The organism is Streptomyces sp. NPDC004609, assembly GCF_042873655.1.
Taxonomy (GTDB): Bacteria; Actinomycetota; Actinomycetes; order Streptomycetales; family Streptomycetaceae; genus Streptomyces.
On the sequence record NZ_JBIALS010000005.1, the window covers coordinates 58,208 to 70,324 of the forward strand.

Annotated in this window: 10 protein-coding genes and 1 pseudogene; 6 read left to right on the plus strand and 5 right to left on the minus strand. The window is 70.6% G+C overall.

The genetic code is table 11. The features are described from left to right. Nucleotides 1-304: 304 nt before the first annotated feature. From pheA to ACFYT4_RS06475, 3 genes are all read left to right on the plus strand, one after another. Nucleotides 305-1,240, plus strand: coding sequence for a prephenate dehydratase (pheA, locus tag ACFYT4_RS06465; protein WP_389265881.1), 936 nt, complete (start codon nt 305-307; stop codon nt 1,238-1,240). A 635-nt stretch (nt 1,241-1,875) separates the two neighbouring features. Then, a complete protein-coding gene (serS, locus tag ACFYT4_RS06470; RefSeq protein ID WP_389265883.1) occupies nt 1,876-3,153 on the plus strand; it encodes a serine--tRNA ligase in 1,278 nt (425 codons plus the stop codon). Beyond that, a complete protein-coding gene (locus ACFYT4_RS06475; RefSeq protein ID WP_389265885.1) occupies nt 3,150-3,968 on the plus strand; it encodes an HAD family hydrolase in 819 nt (272 codons plus the stop codon). Before serS ends, ACFYT4_RS06475 begins: the two co-directional genes overlap by 4 nt. A 480-nt stretch (nt 3,969-4,448) precedes the next feature. On the opposite strand, the gene ACFYT4_RS06480 is transcribed toward ACFYT4_RS06475, so the two are convergent. The 5 genes from ACFYT4_RS06480 to ACFYT4_RS06500 are packed head-to-tail and all read right to left on the minus strand — an operon-like array spanning nt 4,449 to nt 8,277. After that, nucleotides 4,449-4,658: a hypothetical protein gene (locus ACFYT4_RS06480; protein ID WP_389265887.1), complete on the minus strand. Its 210-nt coding sequence runs from the start codon at nt 4,656-4,658 to the stop codon at nt 4,449-4,451. Between the two features lie 21 nt (nt 4,659-4,679). Then, the gene (locus tag ACFYT4_RS06485; RefSeq protein ID WP_389265889.1) at nt 4,680-5,399 is read right to left on the minus strand and encodes an ABC transporter permease subunit; all 720 of its coding nucleotides are present in this window, start codon (nt 5,397-5,399) and stop codon (nt 4,680-4,682) included. Nucleotides 5,400-5,415: 16 nt separating this feature from the next. Then, nucleotides 5,416-6,327 (minus strand): ABC transporter ATP-binding protein, encoded by a 912-nt coding sequence (locus tag ACFYT4_RS06490; RefSeq protein ID WP_389265891.1) that lies wholly within the window; start codon nt 6,325-6,327, stop codon nt 5,416-5,418. 49 nt (nt 6,328-6,376) lie between these two features. Beyond that, nucleotides 6,377-7,279, minus strand: coding sequence for an ABC transporter permease (locus tag ACFYT4_RS06495; RefSeq protein WP_389265893.1), 903 nt, complete (start codon nt 7,277-7,279; stop codon nt 6,377-6,379). Then, entirely contained in the window at nt 7,276-8,277 is a 1,002-nt protein-coding gene (locus ACFYT4_RS06500) for an ABC transporter ATP-binding protein (protein WP_389266258.1), read from the minus strand. The genes ACFYT4_RS06495 and ACFYT4_RS06500 overlap by 4 nt, the downstream gene beginning before the upstream one ends. Nucleotides 8,278-8,620: 343 nt before the next feature. On the opposite strand from ACFYT4_RS06500, the pseudogene ACFYT4_RS06505 reads away from it, so the two are divergent. From ACFYT4_RS06505 to ACFYT4_RS06515, 3 genes and pseudogenes are all read left to right on the plus strand, one after another. Beyond that, nucleotides 8,621-8,764, plus strand: a pseudogene (locus tag ACFYT4_RS06505) (Xaa-Pro aminopeptidase); the annotation flags it as partial. An 85-nt stretch (nt 8,765-8,849) separates the two neighbouring features. Beyond that, a complete protein-coding gene (locus tag ACFYT4_RS06510; protein ID WP_389265895.1) occupies nt 8,850-10,622 on the plus strand; it encodes an SDR family oxidoreductase in 1,773 nt (590 codons plus the stop codon). A 466-nt stretch (nt 10,623-11,088) separates the two neighbouring features. Further along, nucleotides 11,089-12,027 (plus strand): MerR family transcriptional regulator, encoded by a 939-nt coding sequence (locus tag ACFYT4_RS06515; protein ID WP_389265897.1) that lies wholly within the window; start codon nt 11,089-11,091, stop codon nt 12,025-12,027. Nucleotides 12,028-12,117: the final 90 nt, after the last annotated feature.

Genomic DNA, 12,117 nt, shown 5'->3' on the forward strand with positions numbered 1-12,117 from the left:
GGGACCGCGGGGGCCGCTCTGACGGGCGTGCGGGCGGGCCGGGGGCGCGGGAGTGGAGTGCCCGGGCCGGGCGCGGGAGCCGGGGCGCGGACAGGGGCCTGAGCCGGTGCCGGGCGGGGGCCGGGTCGCGGGCCAGATGTAAGGGTCGCTGTCCATGGCGGGTGCCTGTTACCGGAGTCCTCGGGGGCATCCGAGCCCCTCGCGGGAGGCGGACGGGGTCCGGTGCCGGAGGGGTGCGGGAGGCGTTCCGGAGGGCCGGCCACCACGGGCGCGGGTGCCGTCCCGGGCCCACTAGGGTGACCGTATGTCAGCCACGCGGTACACCTACCTCGGCCCCGAGGGCACGTTCACCGAAGCAGCTCTCCGTACGCTCCCCGAAGCCGCCACCCGGGAACTCGTCCCGATGGTCTCCGTGCCGGCCGCGCTCGACGCCGTACGCAACGGGGACGCCGCGGCGGCACTCGTACCGATCGAGAACTCCGTCGAGGGCGGTGTCACCGCGACCCTGGACGAGCTGGCGTCGGGCGAGCCGCTGATGATCTACCGCGAGGTGCTGCTGCCGATCGCCTTCGCGCTGCTGGCCCGGCCGGGCACCGAGCTGTCCGCGGTGAAGACCGTGACCGGGCATCCGGTCGCCCAGCCCCAGGTGCGCAACTGGCTGCGGGCGAACCTCCCGCACGCCCTGTGGGAGTCGGCCGCCTCGAACGCGGACGGCGCACGGCTGGTCCAGGAGGGACGTTACGACGCGGCCTTCGCGGGTGAGTTCGCGGCGGCGACGTACGGCCTGGAGCCGCTGGTCACCGACATCCACGACGCGGAGAACGCGGAGACCCGCTTCGTCCTGGTGGGCCGCCCGGCACGGCCGGCCGCGCCGACCGGTGCGGACAAGACGTCCGTGGTGATCTGGCAGCGTGAGGACCACCCCGGCGCGCTTCTGGAGCTGCTCCAGGAGTTCGCGGTACGCGGGGTCAACCTGATGCTGCTCCAGTCCCGCCCGACGGGTGCGGGAATCGGTAACTACTGCTTCGCCGTCGACGCCGAGGGGCATGTCGCCGACCGGCGGGTGGGTGAGGCGCTGATGGGGCTGAAGCGGATCTGTCCGGAGGTGCGCTTCCTCGGCTCGTACCCGCGCGCGGGGGTGTCGCCCGCGGACGTCACGGGGCCACGGGCGGGAACGTCGGACGCGGAGTTCACGGCCGCCTCGGACTGGCTGGCGCGCTGCCAGGACGGCCGGCCCTGAGCCGGGCTCCCGGGGCGGGGACCGGACCGGTCCGGAGCCGAAGCGCTGGCCGACGGGCCGCCGGGCAGAGGGCGCCGGGCTGACCAGAACTGTCCTACCTGCCGATTTTTGTCATCCACAGAGTTATCCACAGGCTCGCATCTCGACCTGGGGACAAGTCGACAACCAAGCCCCTCCCAGTCGACAAATCGGCCGACTCACCCCACTTCCCTCCACAGGACCGCAGTTCACCCCTGACACCTTCCCGTCACCCGTGTTTCATCGATCAACTCTTTGGGGCGAGCAATTACCACCCAAATGAGCGTGTCGAGCAGGTTTGGGAGTGGACTCCACTGGGTCCGCCCCGCCTCCAGGAATGATCACCTCCACAATCCACAGTTCTCCCACACAGCCTGTGGATAACTTTCCGCACCCGGGCATGCCTGTGGACAACGCCGAGCCAAGTCCCCCAGCCCACAAGGGATATGGGTCAATTCCGGCCCGATCCCGCTACCCCGTTCCGGCGAATGGGGCACTATTCATTGACGCCGGTCCGGCACGTCGCCCCGCCGCGCCCAAAATCCATCAATAGGGACAAAATGCCGTCCGGTATAACGGACGCGCGGGCGGGGAGCGCGCACCGGTAGCCTGGTGGGGTGATTGACCTTCGCCTGCTCCGTGAGGACCCCGACCGTGTTCGCGCCTCCCAGCGCGCCCGTGGAGAGGACGTCGCGCTCGTCGACGCCCTGCTCTCCGCCGACGAGCGTCGCAGGTCCTCCGGCGTCCGCTTCGACGAGCTGCGTTCCGAGCAGAAGGCCCTCGGCAAGCTCATCCCCAAGGCGTCCCCCGAGGAGCGGGCCGGGCTGCTGAAGCAGGCCGAGCAGCTCAAGTCCGACGTCAGGGCGGCCGACGCGGCTCAGAACGAGGCCGACGAGGAGACCAGGCGCCTCCTCCTCCAGCTCGGCAACCTCGTCCACGAAGAGGTCCCGGTCGGCGGCGAGGAGGACTTCGTCGTCCTGGAGACGCACGGCACCGTCCGCGACTTCGCCGCGGAGGGCTTCGAGCCCAGGGATCATCTGGAGCTGGGCGAAGCGCTGGGCGCCATCGACGTCGAGCGGGGCGCCAAGGTCTCCGGCTCGCGGTTCTACTACCTCACGGGCGTCGGCGCCCTGCTGGAGCTGGCCCTGGTCAACGCGGCGATCGCGCAGGCCACCGAGGCGGGCTTCATCCCGATGCTGACCCCCGCGCTCGTCCGCCCGCGCGCCATGGAGGGCACCGGCTTCCTCGGCCAGGCGTCGGAGAACGTGTACCACCTGGAGAAGGACGACTACTACCTGGTCGGCACCTCCGAGGTCCCGCTCGCCGCGTACCACATGGACGAGATCATCGACGCCGACCGGCTGCCCCTGCGGTACGCGGGGTTCTCGCCCTGCTTCCGCCGCGAGGCCGGCACCTACGGCAAGGACACCCGGGGCATCTTCCGCGTCCACCAGTTCGACAAGGTCGAGATGTTCTCGTACGTGGCCCCCGAGGACGCGGAGGCCGAGCACCAGCGGCTGCTGGACTGGGAGAAGCAGTGGCTGACCGGCCTTGAGCTGCCGTTCCAGGTCATCGACGTGGCCTCCGGCGACCTCGGTGCGTCGGCCTCGCGCAAGTACGACTGCGAGGCGTGGATCCCCACCCAGGGCAAGTACCGGGAGCTGACCTCGGCGTCGAACTGCGACGGCTTCCAGGCCCGTCGGCTCTCGGTCCGGATGCGCGACGGCAAGAAGGTCCAGCCCCTGTCGACGCTGAACGGCACGCTCTGCGCCGTACCGCGCACGATCGTGGCCATCCTGGAGAACCACCAGCTGGCCGACGGCTCGGTGCGCGTGCCCCCGGTGCTGCGTCCGTACCTGGGCGGCCGGGAGACCCTGGAGCCGATCGCCCGGTGAGCCCCGCCCCGTTCCCGTACACCCTGATCGCCACGGACCTCGACGGCACGCTGCTGCGTACCGACGAGACCGTCTCGCAGCGCACGCGCGACGCGCTCGCCGCCGCCACCGGCGCGGGCGCCGCGCACATCGTCGTCACCGGGCGCGGTGTGCCGTGGACCCGTTACATCCTGGACGACCTCGGCTACCGGGGTCTCGCGGTCTGCGGCCAGGGAGCGCAGGTCTATCACGCGGGCGAGCACCGGTTGCTGACCTCGCTGACCCTGGACCGCCAGGTCGCCGCGATCGCGCTCGCCAAGCTGGAGAGCGAGGTCGGCCCGCTGGCCCTGGCGGCCAGCCGCGACGGTCTCGACGGCGAGGTGCTGGTCGGCGCGGACTACGCGGTCCAGGAGGGGCCGCTTCCGTATGTGCCGCTGACCGATGTGTCCGATCTGTGGGCGGCCCCGCTGAACAAGATCTACATACAGCACCCGGCCCTGGACGACGACGCGCTGGCCGCGGTCGCGAGGGAGACCATCGGCGGTCTCGTCGACGTGGTCATGGCGGGCGCCGGAATAGTGGAGGTCCTGCCGCTCGGTCTCTCCAAGGCCACGGGCCTGTCCCTGGCCGCCCGCCGTCTCGGCCTGCGCGCCGCCGACACGATCGCCTTCGGCGACATGCCCAACGACATCCCCATGTTCGCCTGGGCCGCCCACAGCGTCGCCATGGCCAACGCCCACGATGACGTGAAGGCAGTGGCCACAGAAATGACCGCCTCGAACGACGAGGACGGCATCGCGGTCACGCTGGAGTCCCTGCTCGCGGCCGAGGCGTAACGTCCCTGCGCCCGTGGCGGACCGTTTGGCACCGCGCCGGGAAACGGCAGCCGGCGGGAGTCAGCCGACAGCCCCTGGGGGAGCGGCCTGCCCCACCCCTCCGGGAAGGAGGCGGCCCGCGCTTTCGCGCGCTCGAAGCGGCCGCCTCCTCGGGCAGCTGCTCGCGCGGCTCCGCGGAGTGGCGATGGCTACTCCGTGGCCTGCCCGGCGCTGCCCTGTGGGGAGCATGACGGACTCTCGGTCATCGTCGCGCTCCTCTCCCGGCAGGTGGACCGGTCGCACTGATGTACGTCCGGCCCAACCACTGTCCCCGGCACGGCTGTTCTGCGCCACCGATTTTTACTGCGGCGCGCTCGGCACGACCCGGAAGGTGAAGGTGTGCGAGCCGAGCACGCCCGCCACACCCATGAAGGGCAGGGCCGGATGCTCCTGTCCCCGGCCCGAGGTGATCCCGCCGAGGCCGAACCGTGCGCCGTCCTTTCAGCCGAGGTCCTTCAGCGGCGCGGACACCCGTGCCTCGGCGTCGGCGTCCTCGCCGGAGAGGGCCGCCGGGCGCGTGCCCTCGGGGCCGGGCCCTGACCTGGTGCCGGGCGCCTGAACGAGCAGGCGGCCGGACCGGACCGGCCGGGCGCCGGAGCGGCAGCGGCCCCGCCCGGAAGAGTCCCGGGCGGGGCCGGCGCCTCGCGTCATGCGGCGGGGGCTTCCGACGACTCACTCATCGCCCGCGAGCTTGAGGACCCGCAGCTTCTGTCCCGCGTACCAGGTCGCCGCCACGGTGACGGCCGCGAGCAGAATCACCGCCGCCGGCAGTCCCACGTCCGAGCCGATCATTCCTTCGCCGCCGATCCTCTCGGCGAGCGCGAGGGCCCACTGCTGCACGCTCAGCATGCGCGCGCCCTCGACCAGGCTGCCGAAGAGGGACTCCCACACCAGGGCGTAGACGAGGCCGATGACGACCGCGTGCCGGCTGACCGTCCCGAGGAGCAGGAACATCGCGCTGTAGGCGATCGACGCGACCAGCGCGGCCACGGTGTACGCCACCGCGATCTGCTGGCCGTTTCCATTGAGGATGAAGCCCGCGATCAGCGTCGGGATCGCGGAGAAGGCCATGGTCACGGCGATCGCGACGATGAGCTTGGTGAAGATGATCGTCGGCCGCTTCACCGGCTTGGCGAGCAGATAGACGATCGAGCCGTCGTCGATCTCGGGCCCGATCGACCCGGTGCCCGCGATCACGCCGATCAGCGGCACCATCGTGGCGATGGCGAATCCGCCGAGCACATCGGCGGCGATCTGGTCGTCCGCGCCGTTGAAACCGCGGACCGCTCCCGCGATCAGCAGCAGCAGCGCGGGCAGGATCAGAAGGATCGCGGCCCTGCGCCGGCCGAGCACGGCCCGATAGGTGAGCCGGGCGACTGTGGGGTTGTACATGACGTCACAGCTCCTTTCAGGCCGCTACGAGGTAGGAGAACACCGACTCCAGGGACTCGTCCGAGGGCGAGACCGTGAGCAGGCGGATGGAGTGGTCGCGGGCGACCTGCGGCAGCAGCTCGGTGAACCGGCCGAAGTCGACCGCCTGGATACGCAGCGCGCCCTCGGCGAGGTCCACCTCGATGCCCGCCGTCGACGGATCGGCGATCAACGCGGCGGCGAGCGCGCGGTCGTCGCTGGAACGCACGAGATAACGGTGGGGGCGGTCCGTCATCAGCCTGCGGATCCTGCGGAAGTCACCGGACGCCGCGTGCCGCCCGGCCACGATCACCTCGATGTGCGAGGCGAGTTGCTCGACCTCCTCCAGAATATGAGAGGAGAAGAGCACCGTCCTGCCCGTGGCACCCATACGCCGTAGAAGATCCATGAGCTGCATGCGCTGGCGCGGGTCCATACCGTTGAAGGGCTCGTCGAGCAGCAGCACGGACGGTTCGTGGACCAGGGCGGACGCCATCTTCACGCGCTGGCGCATGCCCTTGCTGTACGTCGAGATCTTGCGGTCCTGCGCGTACTCCATCTCGACCGTGGCCAGCGCCTGTCGGGCCTCCTTGGCGCCGAGGCCGTGCAACTCCGCGTTGGCGACCACGAATTCACGGCCGGTGAGGAAGTCGTACATCGCCTCCCGCTCCGGTACGACGCCGATCCGGCGGTAGACGGATTCATTGCGCCAGATCGGCTGTCCGTCGAGTGTGACGCTTCCGGTGGAGGGGGCGAGGAAACCGCCCATCATGTTGATGAGCGTGGACTTTCCGGCACCGTTGGGACCGAGCAGGCCGGTGACGCCGGGGCCGATGGCCATGGTGACGTCGTTGACGGCCACGACGTTCCCGAACCACCGGGAGGCGTGCTCGATGTGAAGAGTGCTCATGGGCGCGGCCCATTCTTTAGAGGGGTGGCGGTGGGCGACGGATGGGCGGTCACAGCCCGACCTTTCGGTAGCGGCGCATCAGGACCCCGTACGAACCGGCGATCAGCGCGAGGACGACCAGCAGATAGATCACGCCGACACCGGCACCCGGCCCGGCCTCCTGCGGGAAGTTGGAGGTGGCGCCGAGGAAGGCGGACTGCACACCGTCGACGAGCGTGGCCGGGGAGAACAGGCCGAACCACTTGACCGCGCCGAACGAGCCCGTCTCCGAGGCGATGGCCTGGACGGTCGAGACCGCGCCGTAGGTGATGGTCAGGGTGGCGATGATCGCGGCGACTCCGAAGCCGCGGCGCGGGGTGAGGGCCGCCATCACCAGGCCGATTCCGCCGTAGAGGACGGACAGGATCGCCACCGAGACCAGGCCCTGGGCGAACCACTTCGTCTGGTCGGCGAAGTCCATCTTGGCGAGCAGCGAGCCGATGTAGAGGATCACCAGCGGCGATGTCGTGAGGATCAGCAGGGCCGAGGCCATCGCGCCGAACTTGGCGAGGACGTAGTCGATCCGCTCGATCGGGCGGGAGAAGTACAGCGGCACGGTCTTGAACCGCAGATCGCGGGAGACGGACTGCGGCGCCTGCGCGGCCAGATAGAGCCCGATGATGCCCTGGGTGACGATCGCGTAGGAGGTGTACTCCAGCGGGAGCTTGTTGGCCTTGCCGGCGATGGCGACCGCGACGATGATCGCCGCGGGCAGGCACATCACCGCGAAGAGGATCATCGGCAGGACCTTGGACTTGGCCGAGCGGCCGAGTCCGTAGGCGCCGCGCAGGGACTGCGAGAACAGTGACCGGCGCGCATAGGCGCGGCCGAGCCGCTGGCCGTCGTAGTTGCGGTAGCCGATGTTGTGGATACGGGCGGTCTCGGGGGCCGCCCCCGGGGTCTGTGTGCTCATCGGGACTGCGCCTCCATCGCCTGGTCCGCCGACTGCCCGGGGGCCGGGGCCGTCGCCCGGTCCGGTGTCGCGGTGTGGAAGACCTCGGCGATGTGGTGACGCCGCTGCTCCATGCGTACGAGTCCGAGGCCGAGCGCGGCGACGGTGTCGCGGACGACGTCGTACGTCTCGTCCCCGGTCGCCTCGACGAGCAGGATGTGGCCCGCTCCGGGCAGACCGTCCTCCACGCGCGCGTGGAGCGTGATTCCGGCGGCGGCGAGCCGCTCGCGGAGTACGGCGGTGCCGTCGGGGTGCTCGTCGGTGTCGGTGACCTCCACCGCGAGGGTCGCGGTGGACTGGGTGAAGTCGCTGGTGGAGCTGGAGCGCAGCAGCGATCCGCCGTCGATGACGACGACGTGGTCACAGGTGCGTTCGAGCTCGCCGAGGAGGTGGGAGGTGACCAGGACCGAGATCCCGAAGTCGGTGTGGACCCGGCGGATCAGGCCCAGCATCTCGTCCCGGCCGACCGGGTCGAGTCCGTTGGTCGGCTCGTCCAGGAGGACCAGCTTGGGGTCGTGGACGAGGGCCTGCGCGAGTTTCACCCGCTGTTTCATGCCGGTCGAGTAGCCGCCGATGGGACGGTAGCGCTCCTCGTACAGGCCGACGTGCCGCAGGGTGTCCGCGGTGCGCTCACGGGCCGCGGTCGGCGGGAGTCCGGACATGCGCGCCATGTGGACGACGAACTCAGTGGCCGAGACGTCGGGCGGCAGACAGTCGTGCTCGGGCATGTAGCCCACCTGTTCCCGGATGGCGCCGCCGCTGGTGGCGACGTCGAGCCCGAGCACCGCGGCCCGGCCTTCCGTGGCGGGGGACAGACCCAGCAGGATCTTGATCAACGTGGACTTGCCGGCTCCATTGGCACCCACCAGACCGGTCACGCCCGGTCCGATGTCCATGGAGAGCCGGTCAAGCGCGGTCACCCTGGGGAACCGCTTGCTCAGGCTTTCGGTCACGATCACAGTCACGGTTCGACGCTAGTGGCGTACGACACAGAGAACGTCAGCCTGGGCGGCTGGATCGGTGTCCGACTCCAGAGGGACGTACCCGTAAGGGGTCGATACCAAAGTGGACAGGTCGGCCGACCGAAGTCTGTCCGCCGACCGGCGGACGGGGGAGTTTTCCACAGGCCGGGCAGGGCCCTTGACGCAGCCGTCGGGCATTGTCACATTCATCAGTGTCACCTTACGGACGCGTACCGCGACCGGCTTGGAAGGGGGAGTGGCATGACCTCGGTGGTGAAGTGCGGGGCGAGCACACGGCTGTGGGGTTCGGGGGACGTCCAGCGGCCGGTGTATGCGTGCGCGGAGGCTGTGGCCGCGCGGCTCGGCGCGCGAGATCGACGAGAACCCGGACCGGCTCGGGGTCCGGCGGGGTTACGCCGACCGCCACCGCGCGTATCCCTTCGGCGTGGTCGCCCACGCGGTGGAGATCCCGTGGTCACCGACTCCGGGGACCCGGAGCACAGCGCCTCCCGGCAGCACGACGATGTGCCGCACGTGCGGCACCGGGCATCATGAGCGAGGGAGTCGGCATGAGTCTCGACGGCGCGCGGGAGCGCTGGGTGCGTACGGGCGGAGTCGAGCTGTGCGTCGCCGAGTTGGGCGACCCGGAGCGGCCCACGGTCGTGCTCGTCCACGGGTATCCGGACAGCAAGGAGGTGTGGGCCGAGGTGGCGGGGCGGCTCGCCGGCCGCTTTCATGTGGTGCTGTACGACGTGCGGGGGCACGGCCGTTCGTCGGCGCCGAGACCCCTGCGCGGCGGCTTCACCCTGGAGAAGCTGACGGACGACTTCCTCGCGGTCGCGGACGCGGTCAGCCCGGACCGGCCGGTGCATCTCGTCGGGCACGACTGGGGGTCGGTACAGGGCTGGGAGTTCACCACCGTCCGGCGCGCCGAGGGCCGTATCGCCTCCTTCACCTCGGTGTCCGGGCCGTCCCTCGACCACTTCGGGCACTGGATCAGGAAGCGGACGACCCGGCCCACCCCCCGCCGCGTCGCCCAGCTCCTCGGCCAGGGCGCCAAGTCCTGGTACGTGTACGCGCTGCATACGCCGGTGCTGCCGGAACTGGCCTGGCGAGGGCCGCTGGGCAGGCGGTGGCCCGGAATCCTCCGGCGGATGGAGAAGCCGCCGACCGGCGGCTATCCGACCCCGTCCCTGCCCGAGGACGCGGCGCGCGGTGCCTGGCTCTACCGGGACAATGTCCGTGCCCGGCTGCGTCGCCCGCGCTCCGACGCGTACGCCCACGCGCCCGTCCAGCTGATCACACCGACCGGTGACGCGTTTCTGTCCGAGCGGCTCAACGACGAACTGGACGAGTGGGTCCCGCGGTTGACCCGTCGTACCCTGCCCGCCAAGCACTGGGTGCCGCGCACCCGGCCCGACCAGCTGTCCACCTGGATCGGTGACTTCGTCCGGGCCCACGACGGCGGCCCGCCGGGGACGGCGGGCACGGCCGTGGCCGTGCCCCGGGGGCCGTACGCGGAGCGGTTCGGCGGTCGGCTCGTGCTGGTGACGGGGGCGGCCAGCGGCATCGGCCGGGCCACGGCCCTCGCGTTCGCCGAGGCGGGTGCGCGGATCGTGGCCGTGGACCGGGACGGGGAGGGCGCGGCCAGGACCGCGGAGATGTCACAGCTGATCGGCGCCCCCGACGCCTGGGACGAGACGGCGGACGTCGGCGACGAGGACACGATGGAGAAGCTCGCCGAGAAGGTCGCCACCGAGTACGGCGTGGTGGACGTCCTGGTCAACAACGCGGGCATCGGGCTCGCCGGTCCCCTTCTCAAAACCGGCACCGAGGACTGGAAGCGGGTTCTCGACGTCAATCTGTGGGGCGTCATCCACGGCTGCCGGCTCTTCGGCGGGCAGATGGCCGAGCGCGGACAGGGCGGCCACATCGTCAACATCGCGTCCGCCGCGGCCTATCTGCCGTCGAAGGCGCTCCCCGCGTACAGCACCTCCAAGGCGGCCGTGCTGATGCTGAGCGAGTGCCTCCGGGCGGAGCTGGCGGGCAGGGACATCGGGGTCTCGGCGATCTGCCCGGGGTTCGTCCATACGAACATCACGTCCACCGCGCGCTTCGCCGGGGTCGACGAGGCCGAGCAGCAGCGCCGCCGCGAGAAGTCCGCCCGGCTGTACGGGCTGCGGAACTACCCGCCGGAGAAGGTGGCCGACGCGGTCCTGCGCGCGGTCGTCCGGAATCGGGCGGTGGTCCCGGTGACTCCCGAGGCACATGGGGCGCTGTTCCTATCGCGTATATCTCCCCGAGTGCTGCGTGCGGTCGCCCGGCTGGATCCCCCGCTGTGAGGGCGGCCGGGGTTTCGGGGCGGCACCCGTCCCGGCGTGGCCCCGCCCCTGTTCCGTGTGGCTGGTCCGCCTGTTCCGAGTGGCTGGTCCATGTCGCTGGTCAGCCCGTTCCGAGTACGCGGACGGGCCCTGGCGGGGGCGGAGTCCGGCGGTGGTCGGGTGCGCGGCCTTCACGGCCGTATCCCACTGCGGGCGCCGGTCGTACCATCCCTCGCAGAGGCGTTCGGGAGCCGGGCTCGGGCCCGGGCCCGGACGTGTCCGGTGCCGCGGCCGGCCCGCGGGAGTGGTCTGCCCGCAGGAGCGTTCGGACCGTGGGGACGGGTCGCCGGTGGGACGGTCTCCGGTGCGGCGCGGGTGACCCATGGGTCGGGGCGGATGGAGCCGCGTGGCCGGTGAGGTGGGGTAACCGTGGGGGCGGGCGGGCCGAGCCGTCTGTCGTACGCGGTCTGTCGTCGAGGGAGCGGGCTTGTCCGAGCAGTCAGTCGCCGAATACCGGATCGAGGACCTGGCGCACCACAGCGGTGCCACCGTCCGGACGATCCGCGCCTATCAGGACCGGGGTCTGCTGCCGAGGCCCGAGCGGCGCGGCCGGTCCAACGTGTACGGATCCGCCCATCTGGCGCGGCTGCGGCAGATCGCCGATCTGCTCGACCGGGGGTACACCCTGGCCTCGATCAAGGAGCTGCTGGAGGCGTGGGACGCGGGCCGGGGGCTGGGCGGGGTGCTCGGCCTGGTCGCCGAGGTGCAGGGCCCCTGGTCGGATGAGGAGGCCGCCCGGATCACCCGGGCCGAGCTGGACGAGAAGTTCGGTGGCCCTCCGGACGAGCGGGCTGTCGCGGACGCGATCGAGCTGGGTGTTCTGGAGCCTCTCCCGGGCCGGGACGACGCGTTTCTCGTTCCCAGCCCTCAAGAGCTGGCGGTCGCAGCTGAGTTGCACGCAGCAGGAGTCCCTCTGGCCGCAATCGCGGGCCATCTTCGGGAACTTCGCGGTCAGGTCGAACACATCGCCTCCCGTTTCCTTGAGTTCACCACCGAGCACGTCTTCGCCCGGTATCTCGGGCATCGTCCGCCGACCGACGCGAGCGCGGCCGAAGCGGCATCCCTGGTCCGCCGCCTCCGGCCGCTCGCCCAGCAAACAGTCGACGCCGAACTGGCCAGGGCCATGCGGATGTTCGCCACGCGGCGCCTCCAGCATCTGGCGGCGGAGGATTCTGCACCCATGGCCTCCGAGAGCCGTTCCGTCGCACTGCCGTCGGCGACAATCCAGGCGGTTCAGGCCCTGGTTGGCCGGGAGAACACGGCGGCGTTCATCGCGGCGGCGGCAGAACGGGAAGTGCAGACAAGGACCTTGGATGCTCTGGCCTCAAGAGGCTTCGAGGGCAGTGGACTTGATCAAGAAGACTGAGGAGAAAGCAGAGTTGTCCACAGATTCTTCAATTAGCCTGTGGATAACCATAGTTGGCTGTGGATCAAACCTGCCGATCAGAAGTTTTTT